Raw genomic sequence first — 23,262 nt, forward strand, 5'->3', positions numbered from 1 at the left:
ATTCGCCGGGAACCGGGGATAGATTCATGGGGTGCCGTCGCAGCCGAAACGTCGCGTCCGCTGGTCCGCCCCGGTGGCGGTCGGTCTCCTGCTGCTGGCCACGGCGCTGATCGGCGCGCCGACCGCCACGGCGGAGCCGCCGAGCCGGATGGACACCTATGTCGTGGACAGCGCGGGCGTGTTGGACGACGGCCAACAGGACCGGGTCCAAGCCGCGGTGGACCGTCTCTACGACGACCGGCGGGTCCGCCTGTGGATCGGCTACGTGCGCGATTTCGACGGGCTCGGCGCCGAAGCGTGGGCCGCACGCACCGCTGCCGCTTCCGGTTTCGGCACCCGCGATCTGCTGCTCGCGGTCGCCACCGGCTCGCGCGACTACTGGTTCTACGGCGACCTGCCCGCGGACATCAGCGAGAGCGAACTGGACGAACTGTTGACCCGGGAGGTCGAACCCGCGCTGCGCGACAGCGACTGGGCCGCCGCGGGCATCGCGACCGCCGACGGACTGAACTCGGCGATGAGCGCGGGCGGGGTGAGCGTTCGTACGCTGCTGATCCTGGCCCTCGTCGTCGCCGCGGTACTCGGCGCGCTGCTGCTCTACACGCGCAAGCGCCGCCGCGATCGGAACCGCGCCGAGCTGGAGGCGGCGCGCAAGGTGGATCCCGACGACAGCGCCGCCCTCGCCGCGCTCCCGTTGGAGGCGCTGCACGAGCGGTCTCGCGAGGTGCTCGTCGAGTTCGACAACGCGATGCGCACCAGCGCCGAGGAACTGGAATTGGCTGTTGGCGAGTTCGGCGCGACCGCCGCGACGCCGTTCACCACCGCGCTGGACAACGCGAAAACCGCCGCCGCCAAGGCCTTCGCCATCCGCCAGCGGCTCGATGACGACATTCCGGAGACCGCCGCCGACCAGCGCCGTCTGCTGATCGAACTGATCGGTCTCGTCGGCCGCGCGGATCGCGAACTCGACGGGCGGGTAGCCGAATTCGACGCGATGCGCGACCTGCTGATCGACGCGCCAGCCCGATTGGACGCGCTGACCAGGGATCTGGTCGACCTCACCGGCCGCGTGCCCGCCTCGGAAGCCGAGCTGACCCGGCTCACCGCCGCGCATCCAGCCAGCGTGCTCGCCCCGATCCGCGACAACACGGCGATGGCGCGCGAACGCATCGCCTTCGCCGAACAGAACGTCGACGCCGGACGCGCCGCGCTGACACGGCCGGTCGGCGAACAGGGCGCGGCCGTCGGCGCGATCCGGGCCGCCGAGGGCGCCATCGGCCAGGCGCGCACGCTGCTGGACGCGGTCGACAACGCGGCGACCACGATCCAGCAGGCCCGCGACGGACTGCCCGCCGCGCTGGACGAACTGCGCAAGGACATCGACGCGGCCACCGAGCTCGTCGCGTTCGGCGGCGCCGAGCTGGAAACCGCGACCGTGTCAGCGCGGCAAGCCCTGGACAAGGCGTCGGCCACGGCCGATGCCGACCCGCTGGACGCCTTCCACGACGCGGTGGCCGCCGACGGCGATCTGGATCGCGCCATCGCCGCCGCCACCGACCGCAAACTCGCAGTCGAGGACCTGCGCCGCCGCCTCGATCAGGCGCTCACCGATGCCCGCACCCGGGTAGCCGCGGCGTCCGACTACCTCACCACCCGGCGCGGCGGCATCGACGTGAACGCCCGCACCCGGCTCTCCGAGGCGCAGCGAAATCTCGATGCGGCGCAACGGCTCGGCGGCACCGATCCCGGTCAGGCGCTGCGGCACGCGCAGACAGCGGCCGACCTGGCGGGCCGCGCGCTACAAGAGGCGCAGGCCAGCGTGCGGGCGTGGGAGACGAGCAGGCCGCCTTCGGGTGGGGCCCAGGCGGGCGCGGTGCTCGGCGGCATCCTGTTGGAGGGGTTGCTGCGCGGCGCGGCGGGCGGGTATCGCTCCGGCGGCGGATACCGGCCCGGCTCGTTCGGCGGTTCCAGCGGGTCGCGGCGAGTCAGCCGGGGCGGGCGGTTCTGAGTTCTTGACCCTGACACCGTGTGAGGCCGTAGACCGGAGAGCGTCATGTTCAGCATCGGAGATTTCGCCAGACACGGACGGGTGTCGGTGCGCATGCTGCGCCACTACGACGGCATCGGGCTGCTGCGGCCCGACGTGGTGGACCCCGCCACCGGCTACCGGTTCTACGCGGCCGGACAGCTCGCCCGGCTCAACCGCATCGTCGCGCTGAAGGAACTCGGCTTCACTCTGGAACAGGTGCGCCGGATACTCGACGAGGAGGTGAGCGGCGCGGAACTGCGCGGCATGCTCACCCTGCGGCACGCGGAACTGGAGCAGCGCATCGCGGCGGACCGGGAACGGCTCGTCCAGGTCGAAACGAGACTTCGCGTCATCGAGAAGGAGGGCGCCATGCCCGTGCACGATGTGGTCGTCAAATCCGTTCCGGCCGTCCGGGTCGCCGAATTGACCGGCGAGGCAGCGGATTTCGAGCCGGGATCGATCGGGCCCGTGGTGGGTCCGCTGTTCGAGGAGCTGTGCGTGCGGTTGGAGCGCGCGGGACTCACGCCGGTCGGCCCCGCCATCGCCTACTACGACGAACGCGCCGACGGGTCGGTGCTGGTGCACGCCGCACTCCCGGTCGCGGCGGAACCCGATGCGGGACAGGACTTCTCGATCGTCGACCTGCCCGCCGTCGAGCAGGCCGCCACGGTGGTGCACCGCGGCAGCATGAACGAGGTGCTGGAACCGTGGCAGGCGCTCGGCCGGTGGATCGACGAAAACGGCTACCGCTCGCAGGGTCTGGCGCGCGAGGTGACCCTGGAGTACACCGAGGACCCCGCCGGATGGGTCACCGAACTTCAGGAGCCGATCGCCAGCCGGTGAGCGCGACGCAGCCTGGAGTCGTTGCGGCGGCGGCCCTTTCGAGTACAACTCGGCCGGGACGCCGCCGTTCGGCGGGCCTGCGCGGTAGCCGCGGCGCACGGATGCTGTCCAAACGATTCAACCGCGCGACCCGCCAGGCAGGCTCAGACTTGCACGGTGACCGAGTGCATGCCGGTGGGACCCAACGGGAACGGCGCGCGGGTGGCGCTTGCCTGCACGTGCCCGGAGCGGCTGATGGCGCGGGCGCGCAGCGTATGCGAGCCCGGCGGCAGCTCGAGCGTGGTGCGCCAGCGCCGCCACGCGGCGGGGGCGAGTTCGGTACCGAGATCGACCGGGCGCCATTCGCCGTCGTCGACGCTGAGTTCCACCTGCACGACGCCGTGCGGCGGCGCCCAGGCCACGCCGGTGACGGTGAGGGTGCCCGCGACGGTGCGGCCGGAGGCGGTGGCGTCGATGCGGGCGTGCGGCTCCACCCACAGCAGTTCGTCGGGCCAGCCGCGCTGGACCCAGTAGTCGGCGTGGCTGTCGTCGGTCAGTTCCAGTTCGGACAACCACTTCGCGCCGGTGTACTGGCCGTAGAGTCCGGGCACGAAGACGCGGGCCGGGAAGCCGTGCTCGGGCGGCAGCGGTTCGCCGTTCATGCCGATCACCAGGTAGCCGGGCAATTCACCGGAGCGCAGCGGTTCGACGGGCAGCGAGATGGTGTAGCCGTCGACGGCGCGGGTCACCAGCCGGGTGGCGCCGGGCTCCGGAATCGCGTGCTTCAGCAGGTGCGCGAGCGGCACGCCGAACCAGCGTGCGTTGCCCGCCCTGCCCTGGCCCGCCCGGTTGTGGATGCAGACCATGACCGCGTCGAATTCGACTGCGTCGGCGGTCAATTCGGTCAGCGACAGCCGCAGCGGGTGCGCCACCCTACCGGTGACGGCGAGCCGCCAGCGGTCCGGGTCGATGCGCGGCGGGCGCAGGTTCACGTCGGCGACGTAGAACCGGCCCGCCGTGGTGATCAACGGGGAGAGGCCGGGCTCCTCGAGCCCGTCGTCCGGCACCAGGCCGATGCCGCCGAGCGGGCCGACGCGCCGAATCACACCGTCTTGTTCGAGATCGTGATCGCGGTGCAGCTTCCGCGCCGCGGCGAGCAGTCCCGTGCCCGCCGCCGTCCACGCCAGCCTGCCGAGCAGTCCGCGCGGGCGCCTGCGCAAACCGGTCGCCAGCACCGCGGCCGCCGCCGACGCCCCCGCGACCGTGGACGCGGACCTGGTCGACTTGCGCAGCGCCAAGCCCGCGGCACCCGCGCCGAACACCGCCGCGGCCGGTGTGCGCAGGCGGGGCGGCAGCGCGCCCACCGCGGCGGTCGCGGCGATCACACCCGCGCCGACGCCGAACCGGGTGACCGCCTTGTCGTGCCTGCCCGACAGTACGACGGTGGCCTCCACCACCGGCACCGGCGCGGTGTCGATCATGGCCCGGCCGACGGTATCGATCAGGGATCCGCCCTTGACAGCGGCGATCGCCTCCCCCAACCCCAGGGCGGCCATGCCCACCGCGGCCGCCCCGAGGCCGCCGCTCTCTTCGTTCGTCCGCACCGCCCGAAACACCCGCTTCCGCGTCATCGCCTACGTGGTCTCCCCAGCATTGTCCACGAATCCGCAGGCTCGGCTAGGGCGATTGCTTCCGATCAGGGGGAGCGGAACAGGCAGTCTCGTGGGCGGACCACGCGCCCGCTACTTCACACCAACCCGAATACGCACGGCCCCTTCGGGTTCGGTAGCCGCCAGCGCCTGCGTGATCAGCGCGCTGAGATCGACCTGCGGCGCGCTGTGCGCCGCAGCGTCGGCGAGCGGCTGGAGCATCGGCGCGAGCGGCTTCACCTCCGGGCCCACCGTGGCGATCCACTCGGTGAGCCGAGTCATGAACGGCACCAGCCCGTTTCCCTCCAGGTACATCGTGGGCGTGTCGCCGGTCTGTGCCAGGCGGCCCACCGCTTGGGCGATCTGGTCGACCCGTTGGCCGAACTCGACGAAGTTCGGTGCGGCCGTGTCGAACGAAGGCCCGGTCCAGTCCATGTCCGGCGCGATGGATTGCAGATCCGACATGATGGTCCCGATTTGCGGTGACCGGCTCATGATGGCCGCGGCCAGCAGGTCGGTGGATCTGGCGAGGCCGGGCGTCACCGATTCGGTGCCCTCCATCGCGATGCCGAGGGTGTCGATGAATTCGCCGATGGCGTTCGGGTCGAGCTGGTTCATCACCTGGGTGACCAGGCGGGCGACCTCCGGGGTCGAGAGCGGCGCGCGCACCCGAAGGCCTTCCAGCACCTGGCCTTCGGTCAGGTAGGGACCGTCGTCGGTGTTCGGGGTGAATTCCACGTACGGCTCGCCGAGCGCTGACAGTCCCTCGATGACGACGGTGCTGTCCATGGGAAGCCGGTAGCGCCGATCGAGGTCGAAGTCGGCCTCCACCCGCCCGCGCCCGCGCCGCAGCGCGGTGACCTCACCGACCTTCACGCCGCGCAACAGGATCGGCGAACCCACCTCAAGCCCACCGGAATTGGTCAGCGCCAGAGTCGCCCGCAGGTCTTCGCGCAGCGGCTCCACCCGCACGACGCCGAAGGTGAGATAGGCGATGCCGAGCACCGTGATGACGGCGATCCCGCCCAGCGACAACAGCGAACCGACCTTCATCGCACCGCTCCGATCATGCGCAGCGCCCCGACGATCTGCTCGACCTGGTCGTCGGTGGAAACGTCACCGGAATTCACTGTCACCCCAACGATGTTCACCTTCGGTCCGCGTTCGACGAACGGGATGATCCGATCGCGGATCAGCGCGACGAGGGCATTCAGATTAGACGGCGCGGTGAGATCGAGCGGCCGCGACGTGAGGGCCAGCGGGACGAACGCGCGAGCCGCGGCATCACCCGCCTGCGCCAGCGGGGCCAGCCACACCAGCGAATGCGCGACGCTACCCAGCGCGCCGAGTACCCCGACGACATCGACGATGGACGCGACCGAGGCCGAAACCTGTTCCACGGCGGGCTCGGTCAGTAGTTCGGCGACCTGCGGACCCATCTGGCTCACCACGGCGGAATCGGCGGTCAGCGCGTCGAGGAAGATGTCGACCTCCCGCAGGTGTTCGGCGAGGTCGATCGCGTTGGCGCCCACCGTTTCCGAGATCCGTGCCGTCTCGGCGGGATCGGCGGGCAGCACGGTGTTCAGCCGGTCGACGATCTCCTGGAACTGGCTGATCGCCCCACCCTGCGCGAACGTCGCGACGCCCGCCATCGTGTCCTCGATCTGGGTGGCCGGGACCGTCTGCGCACGCGGGATGGTCCCGCCCGCCGCGAGGAGCGAACCGAAGCCGTCGGGCGGAGTGGCCAGCGCGATGTGGATGTCGCCGAGCACCGTGTTCTGCCGCAGCTGGGCGAGGGTGCTGGTCGGAATCCGCACCGACTTCTCGATCTCCGCCTCCACGACGACATAACCGCCGCCGCCGTTCGTCGCGGCCGGATCGACCACGCTCACCCCGGTGACGTTGCCGACCTGCGCTCCGTTGGCTATGACCTTGGCCCGCGCGGGCAGGTTCAAGGCGTTGGCGAACTCGATGCGGATCGGGTAAGTCGGCCCCGATACAGAGGCCCCCGGCACGGGAACCGAGGCCGGATCGAACGCGCAGCCGCCGAGCAGCGTGGCCGCGAGCAGCGCGGCGAGCAGGCCGTGGCGAATCCTCGGAGCCATCACCGCGCCCCCGCCATGCCGAGGACCCAGTGCACCAGGTCGACCTGCGGTTTGCCATCGGCCGACGCGCCGCAGCGCCCGGGAGAGATCGCGTTGATCGCCGCGCACACCTGTGCCGCATCCTGTTCCGGTAGGGCCACTTTCGGTGGCAGGTAGGTGAGACCGGTCGCCGTCACGGTGCCGATAGCCGCGGTGAGCGCCGGGACCTTGGTGACGATGTCGCGCAGGCTGTCCACGTTGTCGCGCAACAACCGCACCAGCGGCACGGTGGCGTCCAGCACTCGGAAGATCGGATCGCCGAACATGCTCGTGATCTCGTTGAGCATCGGCAGCAATCGCTGGAAGCTGTCGATGATCTCGACGGTCCGGCCGAACAGTTCGTTGTTCACCTGGCCGAGCACGTCGGAGAGGCGCAGCAGCATCGACTTGATGTCGCCCCAGCGGGCGGCCACGCTGCCCGACAGCGAGGACAGCGCGTCGATGAGTCCGGCCAGGTGGCCGATGGCGGCATCCGGGGAGTTCAGCGCGCCGCCCAGCTTGCGGACGATCTCGTTGAGCTGCGGGCCGGTGCCCGCCGTCGCCGCGTTCAGCGCGCCGATGCCGCGGGCCAGCGCGTTCTGTTCACCGCCCTCGGGACCCGTTACCTCGCTGGACAATTCGGCCAGCGCGCCGAGCGTTTCCGTCATGCTCTTCGGCGTCAGCGTTTTGGTCAGGCACCGCGCGGAATCCCAGCGCCCGGTGCCGGTATTCACCAGCGCGAGTTCACGATCGGCGACGATGGTGTCGGAAACCGTCGTCGCCGCGGCGTCCGCCAGCAGGGGATGGTCGGCGTCGACTGTGAACTCCACCCGCACCGAGGTGGGCGACGGCTCGATCGCGGTCACCTCGCCGACCGGCAGACCGCGCATGGTGACGTGATTACCGACGTACAGGCCGATCGTGTCGGGCATCAGCGCGCAGTAGGTCTCGGTCCTCTTGAAGGGGTCCGCGGCCACCACATACGCGGCCGCCGCCATCGCCACGATCACCAAAGCTCCGGCGACGGACATGAATCCGCGAGATCCGAGGACTTTCGCCAGCATCAGCAGACCCTCCCGGCCACGGGCACGCAGATCGGTTCGGCCGACGGCGGCGCCTGCACGGTGGTGTTCGACTGATCGATCACTACCTCGCCCTCGTGCGGAACGAGCTGTCCGAGGCGCTGGCCGAGCGCGTGCACATCGTCGATGACCGGTTGCAGACGTTCACCGAGCCGTTCCAGTTCCGGCACCGCCGCGGCGAGTTGCTCGGCCATCGGCCGGAGCGTGCCGCCCCAGGCGGGCTGCAGCGCGCCGAGCCTGCTGATCACCCGGTCCAGCGCCTCCACCGCCGTGCGCACCTCGGTGCGTTTGTCGGCCAGCAGCGTCTCGAGCAGGTTGACCTTGTCCACCAATCGCCCCAGCTCACCTTTCGCGGCGCCGACGGCGGTGAGGTATTCGTCCGCGATGCCAATGGCTTTCGAGACGTCGGCGCGCTGCTGATCGAGCACGTCGACGAAATGCTCGACGCCGTCGAGCGTGCGACGCAGGCTGTCCGGGCTCGCCTCGAGCGAGTCCGCCATCGCGGCCAGGTTGTCGCGCAAGCCGGTCCCGTCGACGCGGCGAATCGGTTCGACGGCATCCTGGAAGGCTTGAATCAGGCTGTAGGGCAGGCGGACTCGATCCGACGGGATGGTTCGGGAGCCGAGCGGGACGTTCCCGCCGGGGAACAATGCCACGTAGTGGCCGCCGACGATCGTCAGCATGCGAATGTCCAGCGAGGTCTCCTTGCCGACGAAGACCGACGAGTCGACGGTGAACGTCATCAGCACCCGATCCTGTTGCAACTCCAGCGATTCGACGCTGCCGACGGAGATGCCCGCGAGGCGCACGTCGTCACCGGGACGCACCGACTGGGCCTCGGTGAGCTCGGCCGTGTAGGTGCGCTCGCCGAACGGCACCGCGTACAGCACCGCGACCGCCGCCATGGCCAGCGCGACGAGCAGCACGCCGAGCACGCCGAGGCGCAGGTCGCGCCTTCTGGTGGCGGCCTCGTCGCGGCGTGGGCGTTCCCGGTCGAACAAGCGCGTCAGCCCTTGCATATCGCCACCTTCTGGCCCGCGATCAGCACGTCGAGCGCGCCGGGGACGTCGGCCCGGCCGCGACTGCACGTCAGAGCGGTGTTCGATGATGTCGCCGGAAGCGCCTCGCGCAGACCGGCCAGCAGGGCGGGCAGCCTGCCGAGCAGGTCGACGAAGACACGCGGGTCCGGGAAGAGTGTGTGCACGATGGTGTCCAGGTCGGGGTTGGCGTCCTCGGTGAGCCCGAGCGTGGCGAGCAGCGAGTCGACCGGATCGAGGACCGGCGGCGCGGTGACCGCGAAATCGATCAGTCCGGTGATCTTGATCTGCAGCGAGGTGAAGACGTCGGCCAGCTTGCTCAGCAGCGTCACCAAATGCGGTGAGCGTCCACCGATTTCGTCCGAGATCTTGGACAAGTTCCTGATCAGCGTCGAGATCACCTGCTGCCGGTCGATCGCGTAGCTGCTGAGCGTCCCGATGGCGTCGAGTGCGGGGCCGACGCCGTTGCCGTTGCCTTCGATCACCGCGAGCATGCTCTCGCTGAACTGGTTCACCGTCTCGGGCGAGAGGGTGGCCAGCACCGGCTTCAGACCGTTGAACAGGCTGGTCACGTCGAACGAGGGCACGGTGCGGTCGGCGCCGATCGTCGATCCCGCCGCGGTGCGGCCGCTCGGCGTGTTCTGCTGCTGCAGATCCACGTATCGCTGTCCGGTGAGATTCTGGTAGCGGATCGCGAACCTGGAGTTGTCGTAGACCGGCGAGGCGCGGCGCACGCTGATGCCTACCAGGGCCTGATTACTCTGCAGCGCAATGGTTTCGACCTTGCCGACCTGGACACCGAACATGCGCACGTCGTCACCGGTCTTCAGGCCGTTGGCGTCGGTGAAGACCACCCGGTAGCTGTCGGTGTCGCCGGACACCGGGCGCTGAATCGCGGTGATCACCAGCGCGAGCACCGCCACCATCGCGCCCGCGAACAGCGCGAGCCGCAGACCAGCCGCGCGGACCGAGATCATCACCGGCCTCCCGCGTCGCCGAGCAGCGGCGCCAGGACCGGCACCGTGCGCACGTCGATGTCGACGTTCAGGACGGGACCATCCGGGGTCTCGGGCATGGCCGAGCGCAACCGATCGAGCAACTCGCGCAGTTCGGCACTGGACTGCTCCGGCGTCGACACCATCCCGGCGGCGGCCGCGAGAATGGGCGTCAGCATCGCCGCGTATTCGGCGAACTCGTCACCCGCGCGGTACATCGTCCGTTCGAAGGCCGGGAAGAGCTGCTCGACGACCGTGTCGATGGTCGCGTCGAAGCGCTCGCGGTCCGTGCGCAGCACCGGAATTCGATAGACCTGATCGATCACCTGCAGGGTCGCGCCGACGAACGGCGCCGCGCCGCCCAGCGCCGAGCCGAACTGGCCGAGCTGATACGACAGCGGCAGTGTCTGCGCGTCGGCGACCGTGCGGGCCAGCACCACCATCGACTGCAGCAGCGGCGTGAACGCCCGGATGTCACCCGCGAGCTGGGCAAGCACCGAGGTCAGCTGCGCGGTGAGCACCTCGTCGCTCACCCGGGAGACGCTGCGCAGCAGGCTGCCCATCGTCGCGTCGTAGGCGGCCGCGGCGTTCGCACCGGTCAGGTCGATCACCGTGCCCGGCCGCAGGGCCGCACCGCCCGGTCCGGGGCGCAGCTCGAGTTCGCTGATGCCGAAGACGTTTCCGGTGGCGTAGTCCACGCGCAGGCTGTCGTCGAGACCGTCCAGGCGAGAGTCGTCCAGCAGCAAGGTGATCCGCTGCGTGCCCTGCGCGTCGGGTGCGATCTCGGCGACCTCGCCGACCAGCACGCCATCGGCCCTGACCTGTGTGCCCGCGACCACTCCGTCGCCGATTTGCTCGGTGTGCAACGAGATTCGCAGGCCGTCCTCCTCGCGGACGCTGTCGTAGCCGCGCCAACCCGCGCCGACGCATACCACCGCCGCCAGCAAGACCGCCCCGGTGCGCATCGACATCTTGCGGTCGATCGCGACACCGGGCATTCCGTAATTCGGCATTCCTACCCCGTGAAACTGATGGCGGCGTTGAAGCCCCACAAGACGATGGACAAGACCATGTCGACGGCGATGATCGCCACGAAGCTCGCGCGCACCGCGCGGCCGGACGCGACGCCGACGCCTTCCGGGCCGCCGGTGGCGAAAAACCCGTAATAGCAATGGATCAGGATGACCACGGTGCCGAAGATCGCGACCTTGAACACCGCGGCGATCACGTCGAATCCGGAGACGAACTGGAAGAAGTAGTGGTCGTAGACACCCGAGGACTGCCCGTGCACCAACGTGATCAGCCCGCGGCAGGCGAGATAGGACAGGATCAGCGCGATGAGGAAGGTGGGCACGATCGCGATGGCGCCCGCGATCACGCGCGTCGTCACCACGAACGGCACCGAACGCAGGCCGAGCGCCTCCAACGCGTCGATCTCCTCGGAGATGCGCATCGAACCGATTTCGGCGGTCATCCGACAGCCCGCCTGCGCGGCGAATCCGATCGCGGCCGCGATCGGCGCCAGTTCGCGGGTCGTCGCGAACGCCGAGATCAACCCGGTGACCGGGCCCATGCCGAGCATGTCGAGGGTGGCGAAGGATTCGACGCCGACCGACGCGCCCATCGCGGCGCCGAGCACGATCATCATCGGCACGGTGCCGCCGCCCACGATCACCGAGCCGCGCCCCCAGGTCATATTGGTGATGGCGCGCATGGTCTCGGCGCGATAGTGGGTGACCGTCAGCGGGATGGAACTCAGTGCCTGCCAGACGAATCCGGCCGCGAAGCCGATGGTCTCCAGCGGATGCAGCGGCCGGGCCGCGCGTAGTCGGCGGGTCAGCCTGCCGAGCCCGGCGGGGACGTAGGAGGACGCGGTCATCAGGCCAGCCTCGTGGGCAGGAACATCGCGGTCACCTGCGTCAACAACAGATTCACACACACGATCGACACCACCGACAACACCACCGCCGCGTTCACCGCATCAGCCACACCCCGCGGACCACCCTTGGCCTCCAACCCCCGCTGACACGCGATCACCACCACCAAAAACCCGAAAATCAACGCCTTCACCAACGACATCCACACATCCGCCGCCGTCGTGAACGACCCGAACGTCGCCCAATACGACCCCGGGGTGACGCCTTGCCCACCGATCGCCACCGCATACCCGGCCAACACCCCCACGAAAATGATCAACACGTTCAACAACGGCGCCACGACCAACATCGCCACCATCCGCGGAATCACCAACCGATGAACCGGCGAGATCCCCATCGTGTGCAACGCATCGATCTCCTCCCGAATCGTGCGCGCACCCAAATCCGCCGCGATCGCCGCCGCCCCCGCACCACCCAACAGAAACCCCGTCGCCATCGGCGCACCCTGCTTGATCACCCCCAAACCACCGGTCGCACCCAACAACGAATCCGCACCCAACGTGTGGATCAGATTGCCCACCTGAATCGACACGATCACCCCGAACGGAATCGCCATCAAAATCGCGGGCACCGTCGTCACCGTGATCAACCGCCACGCCTGCAAGATCGCCTCACGCCACTGAAACTCCCGGCGCACCACATCCCCCACCGCGCCGACCACCGACTCCTGCGCGATACCCACCGCACGACCGAAGGTCCGCAACGACGACGTGACCGTCTCCGAGAAGTTCTCGCGAACGGTGCGCAACATCGCCGGACCACCCCCGTCGGCCGCTGCCGCTCGCGAAATATCGCGGAAGGTCCCCACCAAGTTCGCCGCTCCCTTTCCGCACTGCTCGGGTTGTGACTCGAGCCATAGCCCGGCCGGTGTCCGAATCTAGGGGGCTGGCGCGACCCTTGTCACTGCACATCGGCGAGAAGATCGACCGTGCTGATTAGTCTCCAGAGACTAAGTGCGCCAGATTCGCGACGTATCGCTCCTGCTCACCGACAGGCGCGGCCGACCGATTCGTTCCGCACCGCGCCGTGCTTTGTCGCGTGAGCCGATCTCGGCCGTCAGGGGAACTTGCAGCAACATCGGGTCGCGGTCAAAATGCCGCAATGCCCGCACTGCCGTCACCGCTCTCGATCGATGCCCCGATCATCACCCGGCTCCTTCCGCGCCTCACCGATCTGTTCACCGAGTTGCTCGATGCCGGGATCGCGGCGATCCCCGGCGCCGAGGCATTGCCCGCCGGGCATTTCAACGACGAGGTCGTTCCGGCGATCGTCGCCGGGGCGGGGGCCTTCCTCGCGGCGCTGGACGAGAAACGAGCGTGCACTCCCGAGGAAGTGGCCGAGTGGGTCGTGCCGGTGGTGCAGCGGCATGCCGAAGACCGAATTCCGTTGCGGGCGTTGATCCAAGCGCTGTTCGGATCGGTGCGGCATCTCTGGCGCGAGGCGGGGACGCTCGCCGAACCCGACGACCTGCGTGATCTGCTGGCCTTCTCCGATCTGCTGCTGGAGTTGCTCGCCAACATGACCGTCTCCATGGCCGAGACGCACAGCGACGTGGAGCAGTCGATCTACGGCAGCGAACGGGAGGCCCGCAGGCTGTTGTGCGCCGCCTTGCTGCGCGGCGTCGAGACCGCCGAACTGGCCGCCCGCGCCGACATCGCACTGGCGGAGCGCTACGACGTGCTCGCCATCCAGGTCGTCCCGTTCAACCAGGCGGACCCGAGGGTCGACACAGTAGTGGCCCGCCGCCGAATCCGGCTGGTACAGCAGGCGCTCGACACCCTCGCCGCGACCACGGCGCTGAACACCTTCGACGGCACGACCGGTATCGCGCTGCTGCCGACGGCCGCCGACCCGTCGATCGATCCGCCGTACGGGGAATTGGGCGCGGCGCTCGCGGCTCGGCTCGGCAGTTCGGTCGTCGTCATCGACGCCGGATCGGTACCGCGCGACGAACTGGTGTCGGCCGCGAGCGAGGCCGCCGAACTCGGTGATCTCGCCAGGGCGCTCGGCCTCCCGACGGGCACCTACGTGCTGGACGACCTGATGCTGGAGTATCAGCTGACCCGTCCGGGCCGGTCCCGAGAACGATTGGCGCAGCGCATAGTTCCGCTCGAGCCCTACCCGCATCTGCTGGAGGCGCTGGACGCGCACATGCGTCACGGCGCCGATCGCAAGGCGGCGGCGGCCGAAGTGCACCTGCACCCCAACAGCTTCAGCTACCGCCTGCGACGCGTCGCCGAACTCACCGGCTTCGATCCCTCCGATCCCACCGAATCCCGGCTGCTCGCGGCGGCGTTGATGGTGTACCGCCTCTACCCGCCGGCCGTCGCGGCGGCGGATCCGGTCTGACCGCGATTCGTTCCGCGTGACTAACGCGGCAGCCCGTATTCTCGTATCGATGCAGTGACACCGACTCAGACGGTTGCCGATACTTGTGCCAGGATCACAACGCGGGTCGTCGGCGTTGCGCGGGCTCGAAGCGCTCGTGCGGGCAAGGGGACCCAGGACGAGAAGGGCTGCCACCATGAATTCGGTCGACGTGGACCGTTCCGCCGTACGCCCCCAACCGAATCCGCTGCGCACCGACTTCGCGGGCGGCAGTTTCCGCTCCCGCGTTCTCGACGCGGCGATCCGGTACTCCGTGCGGCCGTTCATCGCCCTCTGGTCGCGCTACCCGGACCTGCCGTGGCCGTACGGCGCGATCGATCATCTGGGACGGGTGCTGCGCACCGCGCCGGGCTTGAGCCGTCGACGTATCGCGCTGCCGCACTGCGGAGCCGAGCTCACCACGCCGCGGACCGTCGACGAATCCCGATTCGTGCTCTACCTGCACGGCGGGGCGTTCCTGGTCGGGAACCGGACCCTGCACCACCAGATGGTCGGGCGCTTCGCCGACATGCTCGGTGCGCGTATCCTCGCGGTCGGCTATCGCAAGATGCCCAAATACGGTATCGCCGAGGCGGTATCGGATTGCGTCGACGGGTATCGGCACGCGTTGGAGATGGGCGTCGCGCCGGAGAACGTCACCGTGATGGGCGATTCCGCGGGCGGATACCTCGTCTTCGCGACGGCGTTGGAGATCCGGCGCCAGGGTCTGCCGATGCCCGCCGCGATCGTCGCCATGTCGCCGCTCACCGACTGGGATCACTCCGCGAAGCTCGCCGCGCCCACCGGCGGCGTCTGCGCGGTCTTCCCGGTCCGCGCCGTGCCGATCTTCGGTGCGCTCGCCGAGCGAACGTGCGGGGCAACGCCTTTGGTTTCGCCCGCGCACGCTGATCTGACCGGATTGCCGCCCACGTTGATTCAGGCCAGCTCCAGCGAATTCGTCTATCCCGACGCCGAACTCATGGCCGAGCGCCTGGCCGCCCACGGCGTGTCCTGCGAACTCCAGATCTGGCCGGGGCAGGTGCACGTCTTCCAGGCGGCGGCCTCGATCGTGCCGGAAGCCGCCGAGGCCGTCCGGGAGATCGGCGGCTTCCTCGACCGCACGCTCTGGCAGCGCGCCGAGCGTCGCACCGCCTGATCGAACAACCCAGCCAGTCAACCTTTTTCGACACCAAGGAGCCACAACCGGGATGACCGATCCGAAACGTGAGCTGCTCGCCGAACTGGCCGAGCCGCGCGAGATCATCGACCAGCTCACCGACGAGGAGGCGAGGACACTGGCGACCCTCCTGCACCGCGCCGAACAACAGCAGCGGCACAGTCTCGACGCGGCCATCGACGGCGCGCTCGAAGTACTGCCGCGGCTCGTGCGCATCCCGGCCCGCAAGATCCTGTTCGGAAAGTAGGCGAGACGATGACCGATCTGCTGACCCGCGGCCAGCTGGAGATGCTGGCGCAGACGCTGGACGCCGACCCCGCCGACCTCGCGAGCCTGACCCGGCTCGGCGCGCAGAACCTGCGCGAGTTGCGGGAGCGAATCTCCGACCGGCTCTTCGACGCGCACGCGGCCACTTTCGCGAGGGTGAGCAAACTCGCACCGCTGGTGCCCAACGCGCTCGCCGCCAAGGTGGTGCTGAAAGCCGTGCCCGCCGAGGTCGGCGGCCGCGCGGGAGGAGCGGTCGGGGTCGATCACCCGGACCGGGCCGCCGGGCTGCTCGGCGAACTCACGCCCGAGTACATGGCCGACGCCGCGCCCTATCTCGATCCGAGGGCCATCCCGGTGCTCGCCCCTCGGATGCCCGCTGAGGTGCTGGTGCCCGCCGCGAACGAGCTGCTGCGCCGCCGCGACTACGTCACCTCCGCGCGTTTCGTCGAGCACGCCACCGACGAATTGATCCGTGGTTTCGAGCGCGGCATCGCCGACGACGAGGGGCTGTTGCGCACCGGGGCGCTGACGCCCTCGGCCGACCGGCTCAACGACGTCGTCCGGGTGTTGTCCGCCGAGCGCCGCAGCGCCATCGTCCGTGCGGCGTCGGCGAGTTCGGACGAGACGTTGATCGCCGGTATCTCGGTGCTGTCCCGGCTGGAGCCCGGCTTGCGCCGCGAACTGGGCGGAGAGTTCCTCGACGGACTCGACGAGGCGGGACTCGATCGGCTGTTCACCGTCGCCATCGAAGGCGAAGCGGTGGTCGAACTGATGACCGTGCTGTCCGCGGTGGACGAACGCCATCTGCCGCCGGTGGCCGCGCGGTTGAGCAGCGGCGACGGCACGGTGGTCGGCGCACTGCTCGACCAGGCGACGACCCCGGCGGCCCGGCGCGCGCTGCAGGCCATCGGCGCGCTGCTCGAGCCGCCGGTGCGGGATCGCCTCACCGAGCTTTCCAGCCACAGCGAGTAGGTCGTCGGCGTGCGGTTTCGACTCCTTGTCGAGCCGGGCTCTTCATGCCCGCCGCCGACCCGAGAGTGAGTCCGCGCACTCGGAAACGCCTCCGTGCGATACCTCACTGGACTGCGGCGTGTTCGCCACGTGCCGCGGCCGAGGTGCCCGCGAGCCGAGTCGCCCGTCCGGCCAGCGGTCGACGCGGCCCGCGGGCGATCCCGGTCGGATCAGTCACGCGCGGGCGCCGGAATACAATTCGACGTCGGCGCGGCCACGGCGTGCGCGCAGCTCCGCGCGGTCGCGGAGTCACCTGGCACACTTGGTTGGGTGATTTCGGCACCCCAGCGCAGCACACCGGCCTCGGCGCACGAATCCGGCCTCGCGCGCGGGGTCGGTGCCGGGATGCTGCGCTGGACACGGAGGATCCTGATCGCCGCGGTGCTGACGGCCCTGGTGCTGATCGGCGGCACGGCTTTTCGAGTCTGGCAGGTCGCGCGGATCGACGACTACACCAAGGCCGACGCGATCGTCGTGCTCGGCGCCGCACAGTATTCCGGCACGCCGTCCTCGGTGTTCGAGGCCCGTCTCGACCAGGCGTATCGACTGTTCCAGGCCGGAGTCGCGCCGCGCGTGATCACCGTCGGCGGCAAGCAGGAGGGCGATCTCTACACCGAGGCCGCCTCCGGCAAGAACTATCTGCAGCGGCGCGGCGTACCGGCCGACCGGATACTGGCCGTCGAGACCGGGTCGGACACGCTGCGCAGCGTCGAGGCGGTCGCACTGGCCATGAAGGCGCGCGACATGTCGTCGGCCGTGCTGGTCAGCGACCCGTGGCACTCACTGCGCACCCGCACCATGGCGCGCGACGCCGGACTGCACGCCTGGACCGCCCCGACCCGCACCGGCCCCGCCGTCTACACCCGCGAATCCCAGGCCCACGGCATCGCCAGGGAGACCTTCGCGCTGCTGTGGTACCAGCTGACGCACTTCTCCGCCGACTTCTCCTACACCGCCGGACAGTGACGCCGATGGACTGCTACACCGATCACGACCGGGAACGGATGGCCGCCGAGGGCACCAAGACCGCGGGCCTCGCCCCGCCGCGCAGCGAATTCGAGAACGGCCACCGCACCGAGTTCGCCCGCGACCGGGCGCGCGTCCTGCACTCCGCGGCGCTGCGCAGGCTCGCCGACAAGACCCAGGTGATGGGCCCTCGCGACGGCGACACCCCGCGCACCCGGCTGACGCACTCGCTGGAGGTCGCCCAGATCGGCCGCAGCATCGCCGACGGATTGCGCTGCGACCCCGACCTGGTCGACCTGGCCGGACTCGCCCACGACATCGGTCACCCGCCCTACGGCCACAACGGCGAGAAGGCCCTCGACCAGTTCGCCGACCGGCACGGCGGTTTCGAGGGCAACGCCCAGAACCTGCGCATCCTGACCCGGCTCGAACCCAAGGTGCTCACCCCCGACGGCGCCAGCGCCGGGCTGAACCTCACCCGCGCCGCCCTCGACGCGGCGATCAAATACCCGTGGGGCAGAACGGGTTCCGGCACCAAGTTCGGCGCCTACGACGTCGACGTGGATCGGCTGGCCTGGATACGCAAGGGCGCGCCCGACCGCAGGCGCAGCCTGGAATGCCAGATCATGGACTGGTCCGACGACGTCGCCTACTCGGTGCACGACGTCGAGGACGGCATCATCGCGGGCCGCATCGATCTGCGCGCCCTCGCCGACCCCTCCGAACAGCGGGAACTGGCACGCATGGGCCACGCCCAGCACCCCACTCTCACCGTCGACGACCTCGTCCAGGCTGCCCAGCGCCTGTCCGAACTACCGGTGGTCGCCGCGGTCTTCCGCTACGACGGCACCCTCACCGCCTCGGTCGCGCTGAAACGTCTCACCAGCGAGCTCGTCGGTCGCTTCGCCACGGCCGCCATCATGGCCACCCGCACCGTCGCGGGCGGCGAGCCGCTGTCCCGCTACGCCGCCGACCTCGAGATCCCGCCCGTCGCCGCCGCCGAAGTCGCCATGCTCAAGACCGTCGCCCTGCGCTACGTCATGTCCGACCCGGACCACCGCCGCAGGCAGGCCGCCCAGCGCGAACGCATCCTCGCCGTAGCCACCCGCCTGCACGCCGAAGCCCCCCGCCACCTCGACTCCCAACTCCTCCCGTGGTGGGACGCCGCCACCACCCCCACCGCCCAGATCCGCGTCGTCGTCGACCAGATCGCCTCCTACACCGAAAGCCGCCTCGAACGTCTCGCCACCTACTTCGGCGTTTGACGTAATCATTACGTCATTACGGCCTTACGCCGACAAGGTCCTGGCCGCGGACATCGCACGCCGCACGGCCCACGCGGGCATGCCGAACTGTGGCTTGGTCGAACCGACCCCGCCTTGTTCAGTCGTGCGCCGAGGTTGTTGGTCGACCACGAATGGCGCCGACCGGACAGCAGATGCCGGTGCCTCGAGCGCGGCCGGACTGGCTAGACTCGTCGCGTGGCCGGACGACTCCCTGATCGCGATATCGCGGCAATACGCGAACGCGTCCGGATCGAAGACGTGGTGGGGGAGTACGTAGCGCTCAAGCGGGCGGGCGCGGACTCCATGAAGGGGCTGTGTCCGTTCCACGACGAGAAGTCGCCGTCGTTCCACGTGCGGCCCAACCACGGTCTTTTCCACTGCTTCGGCTGCGGCGAGGGCGGGGACGTCTACAAGTTCCTGCAGAAGATCGAGCACATCGGCTTCGTCGAGGCCGTCGAGCAGATGGCCGACCGGATCGGCTACCAGATCAACTACGAGGGCGGCGGCACCTCGGTGCAGCGCGATCGCGGCACCCGTGCCCGTCTCGTCGCCGCCAACGCCGCCGCGCACGAGTTCTACATGGCCCGGCTGCGCGAGCCGGAGGCCGAGGCGGCGCGCAAGTTCCTCACCGACCGCAGCTTCGACGGCAACGCCGCCCTGCAGTTCGGTTGCGGCTACGCACCGGACGGCTGGGACACGCTCACCAAGTACCTGCTCCGCAAAGGCTTCGATTTCAAGGAGCTGGAGGCGGCGGGCCTGTCCAAGCAGGGCAAGCGAGGCCCCATCGACCGCTTCCACCGCCGCCTGCTCTGGCCGATCCGCAACCTCGGCGGCGAGGTCATCGGCTTCGGCGCCCGCAAGCTCTTCGACGACGACACCATGCCCGGCAAGTACGTGAACACGCCGGAAACGTTGCTGTACAAGAAGTCTCAGGTGCTGTTCGGCCTCGATCACGCCAAGCGCGAGATCGCCAAGGGCCGCCAGGCCGTCGTCGTCGAGGGCTACACCGACGTGATGGCCATGCACCTGGCGGGCGTGAAGACCGCCGTCGCGTCCTGCGGCACCGCCTTCGGCGACGAACACATGGCGATCCTGCGCCGCCTGCTGATGGACGACAACTTCTGGCGCGGCGAGATCATCTACACCTTCGACGGCGACGCGGCGGGCCAGGCGGCCGCGCTGAAGGCCTTCGCGGGCGACCAGAAGCTCGCGGGCCAGACCTACATCGCCATCGCCCCCGACGGTCAGGATCCGTGTGAGCTACGTCAGCGCTCCGGCGACGGCGCGGTCCGCGATCTGATCGCGCGGCGAACCCCGTTGTACGAGTTCGTGATTCGCGGTCTGCTCGCCGAACACAACCTGGACCAGGTCGAGGGCCAGGTGGAGGCGCTGCGCCGCGCGGTCCCCGTGGTCGCGCAGATCAAGGACAACGCCACCCGCAAGGCCTACGCCACCCGCCTCGCGGGCTGGGTCGGCTGGGACGACATCCAGACCGTGGTGCGCCGCGTCGGCGAGGAAGCCAAACGCAACCGCCTCGGCGGGCCGCGTCGCGCCGAGACCCCCGCGCCGAGCACCAAGGTCACCGAACACCCCGCCGCCCGCCCCAACCCGAACGACCCGACGCTGCTGCCGCAACGCCAAGTCCTGTGCGCCGCTTTGCAATACCCGGCGATCGCGGGCACGGTCTTCGACGCGTTGGAGACCGAAGCGTTCACCCATCCCGCCTACGTCGCGGTGCGCACCATGATCGCCGACGCGGGTGGCGCGTCCGCCGGGTTGAGCGGCGCGGAATGGGTCAACGCCGTCAGCGACGCCGCCGACGACCTCACCATGCGCGCCCTGGTCTCCGAACTCGCCAACGCGCCGCTGCCGGTGAAATCCGTCGACGACATCCCGCGCTTCATCACCGGCGTGCTCGCCCGCGCTCAGGAGGCGTGGGTCGGCCGTCAGATCGCGACGCTCAAGTCCAAGCTGCAGCGGCTCTCCGCGACCGAGCAGCCCGACGCGTATATGGCGCTGTTCGGGGATCTGGTTGCGCTGGAGCAGTATCGGAAGAGTCTGGAGGCCCAGGCGATGGGCAACTCCGACGATTTCGCACCTGCTTGAGGGGCGCTGGACCGGTCGGTGCTCCGGTTTCCGGCTACGTCCCTGGGATTGCTTCCTGACGCGGCTGAGCGTCGTCCGGACCGCGTCCGTGGGGCGACTGAGGTTGCTCGGCGCATGACCGAGCATGGCCGTGCTTGCCGCGCCTACCGAAGGGCTGGCCCTGGTGCGGATAGGAGGGATAGCCGCCCTGCCCTTGCGGATACGCGCCGCCGTACTGCGACTGTCCGTATGCGGCTGGGCCGAAAGGTAGTCGGCCTTACCGCTGGCGGACCGGGTCGCCCGGCGGCGCGGCCGCAGCCCGGTCGGGATTCGCCGGGCGGAGCGACTGTGGATCGCTCAGCGGCGCAACCTGGTTGGTTCCCCGAGCGGCGCCAGCTGACGGCGCTGCGAGGCGCTGAGCCGGTAGCTCCCGCGCCCGGAGTAGCTCAGCGGCGCAGCTGATCGTGCGGCACCAGCACGGTGGTGCGCTCGTCCAACGGCACCATCGGCTCCAACTGCGGGCGCGTGCTCAACTTGTCCGACAGCTTCTGCCGCCCCACCTGCACCAGCTTGCGGGTCACCGGGCTCGAGGTGACGGCGCGGGTCGCCGCGCTGATCTGCTCGTAGCGAGCCCGCCCGGCCTTACTGCCGAGCACATAACCGGCCGCGACGCCGATGATCAACCGCAGCATTCCTCTGAGCTCCTCCCAATCGCCTGTGCGCGCGGCTACCATCCTGCCCGACGCCACGTCCACCTGTCGATCCGGATCCGAGTTACCCCTGGGACAACTGTGACCCCACCCGTCCCACATGCACCCCCGCATCACCCCAGGTAGAAGCGCGATTTGGGAACCCGCCCAGCTATACGCTAAAGTTTCTCCTCGGCCCGCCCAGTACGGGAGAGCCACTCAGGATAGTCCCCTATAGCTCAATTGGCAGAGCAGCCGACTGTTAATCGGCAGGTTTCTGGTTCGAGTCCAGATGGGGGAGCAGTAAAAAGCCCTCTACCAGCGCAAGCAGGTGGAGGGCTTTTTCGTTGTCCGGGGAATCGCCCCAGATCGACTACTTTCCGACTACAAACGCGGGACTACTTTCCCTTCGTGAACTGGTCAAGGGCCTTTCTCGCGTCCGGTCCGACCGTTCGCCGTTCGAGGTAATGCCGCTCGGTCGTAGCCAGTTTTGCGTGTGACAGTTGGGCCTGTGCTTCGGCCGGGCCGAGGTCGTTACGAACCACCGTCGCGACAGTCGGCCGGAAGCTGCGCGGGGTGACCCACTTCAGTTCCTCGGGCAGCGCGGCCCGCAGTGACCGACGCAGGTTCGCCAGGCTCATCCACCCGCCGTCTCGGTTGGTGAATACCGGGCTGTCGGGACCGGCGGCGTCGCCGAACAGGATCGTCAGCGCTTCCACCGCGAGCTTGGGCAAGATCACCGTGTGGTCGGGTGCATCCCCTTTTCGCTCGTCCTGTCGGTGTAGCGGTTCCCCCTTGACCGCACCGTGGTCGATCATGGTCCCGGTGGTCGTCATCGTCGGCGGGTCGGCTAGCAAGTCGACATCGGACCAGCGCAGCGACAGCACTTCATTCGGGCGACATCCCGTCGAGACCAGCACGTCAATGAACTCGGGGAGCTGGCGACCGGGCCGAGGTCCGAAACCCGTCTTCCGGTCACGGTAGGCACGGACCGCCTCCCGCACCTTCGCGAACTCTTCAGGAGTGAGGGCGCGGGCACCGGATTGCTTGCCGCCAGTCCGGCTGGTCTCCCGAATCGGGTTCACCGTCAGTACGTCGTATCGCACCGCCAGAGCGAACATGCCGAGCAGCACCACCCGGAATGTCTTGGCGTTCGACTCCGATCGAGCTGCGATCTTGCCCAGGTACGTTTCGGCGCGGCTGGTGGGCAGCTCCCGAATACGCAGTGCGCCGAGTTGCTTGCGCCCGTGACGATTCCATGCCTGTTCGTACACGTTGCGCGATTGGGGCTTGAGTTTGGTTTTGGTCGCGAGCCAGACCGGGAACAGCTCGCCCAGCGTCATGCGATCGGTGACCGCAGCGTCAGCGAGAGGGGCGGTGCGTTCCTTTAAGTGCCGCAACAGATTTCGGCGTGCAGCCTCCCCGCTGCTACCAGTACGCCTGACTTTGCGACGATGGCCGTCCTCATCGCGCACGTAGGCGTAGGCGGTGAATTGGCCGGGGCTGGTCTGAGTGACCGTGATCTTGCCCCACTCGCCGGGTGTCATCCTCTGACGTGGCATCAGGCGGCCTGGTCGAGGCCGGAGATGTAGTCAGCGACAGCCTGTTCGGTGACGAAGCGGCGACGGCCGATCTTCACCGAGCGCAGCGCACCGGAACCGATCAGCTCGTAGTACTTGCTGTGCCCGACTGGGATCAGCTTGCGAACCTCGGCTTCGTTGAGCAATTTGGACATGGCGG

Annotated in this window: 21 protein-coding genes and 1 tRNA gene; 10 read left to right on the forward strand and 12 right to left on the reverse strand. The window is 69.1% G+C overall.

What is annotated here, in order from left to right; all coding sequences use genetic code 11:
* Positions 1–31: 31 nt before the first annotated feature.
* Together AB0H49_RS16070 and AB0H49_RS16075 are read left to right on the forward strand one after the other, a co-directional pair.
* Complete coding sequence (locus AB0H49_RS16070; RefSeq protein WP_357251894.1) at positions 32–2,008, forward strand: TPM domain-containing protein; 1,977 nt, start codon at positions 32–34, stop codon at positions 2,006–2,008.
* A gap of 45 nt (positions 2,009–2,053) precedes the next feature.
* Complete coding sequence (locus tag AB0H49_RS16075) at positions 2,054–2,872, forward strand: MerR family transcriptional regulator (RefSeq protein ID WP_357251897.1); 819 nt, start codon at positions 2,054–2,056, stop codon at positions 2,870–2,872.
* A gap of 143 nt (positions 2,873–3,015) precedes the next feature.
* Here AB0H49_RS16075 and AB0H49_RS16080 read toward each other — a convergent pair whose 3' ends face one another.
* The 9 genes from AB0H49_RS16080 to AB0H49_RS16120 form a co-directional block, all read right to left on the reverse strand.
* Complete coding sequence (locus tag AB0H49_RS16080) at positions 3,016–4,455, reverse strand: molybdopterin-dependent oxidoreductase (protein ID WP_357251900.1); 1,440 nt, start codon at positions 4,453–4,455, stop codon at positions 3,016–3,018.
* A 138-nt stretch (positions 4,456–4,593) separates the two neighbouring features.
* Positions 4,594–5,553, reverse strand: coding sequence for an MlaD family protein (locus tag AB0H49_RS16085; RefSeq protein WP_357251903.1), 960 nt, complete (start codon positions 5,551–5,553; stop codon positions 4,594–4,596).
* Complete coding sequence (locus tag AB0H49_RS16090; RefSeq protein ID WP_357251906.1) at positions 5,550–6,605, reverse strand: MlaD family protein; 1,056 nt, start codon at positions 6,603–6,605, stop codon at positions 5,550–5,552. The genes AB0H49_RS16085 and AB0H49_RS16090 overlap by 4 nt, the downstream gene beginning before the upstream one ends.
* Positions 6,605–7,687, reverse strand: a complete 1,083-nt coding sequence (locus AB0H49_RS16095) for an MlaD family protein (protein WP_357251909.1) — start codon at positions 7,685–7,687, stop codon at positions 6,605–6,607. Before AB0H49_RS16095 ends, AB0H49_RS16090 begins: the two co-directional genes overlap by 1 nt.
* Positions 7,687–8,724, reverse strand: coding sequence for an MCE family protein (locus AB0H49_RS16100; RefSeq protein ID WP_357251912.1), 1,038 nt, complete (start codon positions 8,722–8,724; stop codon positions 7,687–7,689). Before AB0H49_RS16100 ends, AB0H49_RS16095 begins: the two co-directional genes overlap by 1 nt.
* Positions 8,712–9,719 carry an MCE family protein gene (locus AB0H49_RS16105; RefSeq protein WP_357251915.1) on the reverse strand — a complete coding sequence of 336 codons (1,008 nt, stop codon included), beginning with the start codon at positions 9,717–9,719 and terminating at the stop codon, positions 8,712–8,714. Before AB0H49_RS16105 ends, AB0H49_RS16100 begins: the two co-directional genes overlap by 13 nt.
* Positions 9,719–10,750, reverse strand: a complete 1,032-nt coding sequence (locus tag AB0H49_RS16110) for an MlaD family protein (RefSeq protein ID WP_357251918.1) — start codon at positions 10,748–10,750, stop codon at positions 9,719–9,721. Before AB0H49_RS16110 ends, AB0H49_RS16105 begins: the two co-directional genes overlap by 1 nt.
* Before the next feature lie 2 nt (positions 10,751–10,752).
* Positions 10,753–11,616 carry an ABC transporter permease gene (locus AB0H49_RS16115; protein ID WP_357251921.1) on the reverse strand — a complete coding sequence of 288 codons (864 nt, stop codon included), beginning with the start codon at positions 11,614–11,616 and terminating at the stop codon, positions 10,753–10,755.
* Positions 11,616–12,425: an ABC transporter permease gene (locus AB0H49_RS16120; RefSeq protein WP_357252134.1), complete on the reverse strand. Its 810-nt coding sequence runs from the start codon at positions 12,423–12,425 to the stop codon at positions 11,616–11,618. The genes AB0H49_RS16115 and AB0H49_RS16120 overlap by 1 nt, the downstream gene beginning before the upstream one ends.
* 350 nt (positions 12,426–12,775) lie before the next feature.
* Between AB0H49_RS16120 and AB0H49_RS16125 the strand changes: the two genes are divergently transcribed.
* The 7 genes from AB0H49_RS16125 (at position 12,776) to dnaG (ending at position 20,854) form a co-directional block, all read left to right on the forward strand.
* Positions 12,776–14,023 (forward strand): helix-turn-helix domain-containing protein, encoded by a 1,248-nt coding sequence (locus AB0H49_RS16125; protein ID WP_357251924.1) that lies wholly within the window; start codon positions 12,776–12,778, stop codon positions 14,021–14,023.
* A 175-nt stretch (positions 14,024–14,198) separates the two neighbouring features.
* Positions 14,199–15,197 carry an alpha/beta hydrolase gene (locus tag AB0H49_RS16130; RefSeq protein ID WP_357251926.1) on the forward strand — a complete coding sequence of 333 codons (999 nt, stop codon included), beginning with the start codon at positions 14,199–14,201 and terminating at the stop codon, positions 15,195–15,197.
* 52 nt (positions 15,198–15,249) lie between these two features.
* Positions 15,250–15,465, forward strand: coding sequence for a hypothetical protein (locus AB0H49_RS16135; protein ID WP_355000719.1), 216 nt, complete (start codon positions 15,250–15,252; stop codon positions 15,463–15,465).
* Positions 15,466–15,473: 8 nt separating this feature from the next.
* Positions 15,474–16,457, forward strand: a complete 984-nt coding sequence (locus tag AB0H49_RS16140) for a hypothetical protein (protein WP_357251930.1) — start codon at positions 15,474–15,476, stop codon at positions 16,455–16,457.
* A gap of 384 nt (positions 16,458–16,841) precedes the next feature.
* Positions 16,842–17,462 carry a YdcF family protein gene (locus tag AB0H49_RS16145; RefSeq protein WP_355001143.1) on the forward strand — a complete coding sequence of 207 codons (621 nt, stop codon included), beginning with the start codon at positions 16,842–16,844 and terminating at the stop codon, positions 17,460–17,462.
* Between the two features lie 5 nt (positions 17,463–17,467).
* Positions 17,468–18,727 carry a deoxyguanosinetriphosphate triphosphohydrolase gene (locus tag AB0H49_RS16150; RefSeq protein ID WP_357251933.1) on the forward strand — a complete coding sequence of 420 codons (1,260 nt, stop codon included), beginning with the start codon at positions 17,468–17,470 and terminating at the stop codon, positions 18,725–18,727.
* Between the two features lie 216 nt (positions 18,728–18,943).
* Positions 18,944–20,854, forward strand: coding sequence for a DNA primase (gene dnaG, locus AB0H49_RS16155; protein ID WP_357251936.1), 1,911 nt, complete (start codon positions 18,944–18,946; stop codon positions 20,852–20,854).
* Positions 20,855–21,279: 425 nt separating this feature from the next.
* Here dnaG and AB0H49_RS16160 read toward each other — a convergent pair whose 3' ends face one another.
* A complete protein-coding gene (locus AB0H49_RS16160) occupies positions 21,280–21,525 on the reverse strand; it encodes a hypothetical protein (RefSeq protein WP_067787169.1) in 246 nt (81 codons plus the stop codon).
* Positions 21,526–21,750: 225 nt separating this feature from the next.
* Here AB0H49_RS16160 and AB0H49_RS16165 point away from each other — a divergent pair.
* Positions 21,751–21,823, forward strand: a tRNA-Asn gene (locus AB0H49_RS16165).
* Between the two features lie 97 nt (positions 21,824–21,920).
* On the opposite strand, the gene AB0H49_RS16170 is transcribed toward AB0H49_RS16165, so the two are convergent.
* Together AB0H49_RS16170 and AB0H49_RS16175 are read right to left on the reverse strand one after the other, a co-directional pair.
* The gene (locus tag AB0H49_RS16170) at positions 21,921–23,084 is read right to left on the reverse strand and encodes a tyrosine-type recombinase/integrase (RefSeq protein WP_357251940.1); all 1,164 of its coding nucleotides are present in this window, start codon (positions 23,082–23,084) and stop codon (positions 21,921–21,923) included.
* Positions 23,084–23,257: an excisionase gene (locus tag AB0H49_RS16175; protein WP_357251943.1), complete on the reverse strand. Its 174-nt coding sequence runs from the start codon at positions 23,255–23,257 to the stop codon at positions 23,084–23,086. The genes AB0H49_RS16170 and AB0H49_RS16175 overlap by 1 nt, the downstream gene beginning before the upstream one ends.
* Positions 23,258–23,262 lie beyond the last annotated feature (5 nt).

Source organism: Nocardia sp. NPDC050713 (genome assembly GCF_040654315.1).
In the GTDB taxonomy this organism is placed as follows: Bacteria; Actinomycetota; Actinomycetes; order Mycobacteriales; family Mycobacteriaceae; genus Nocardia.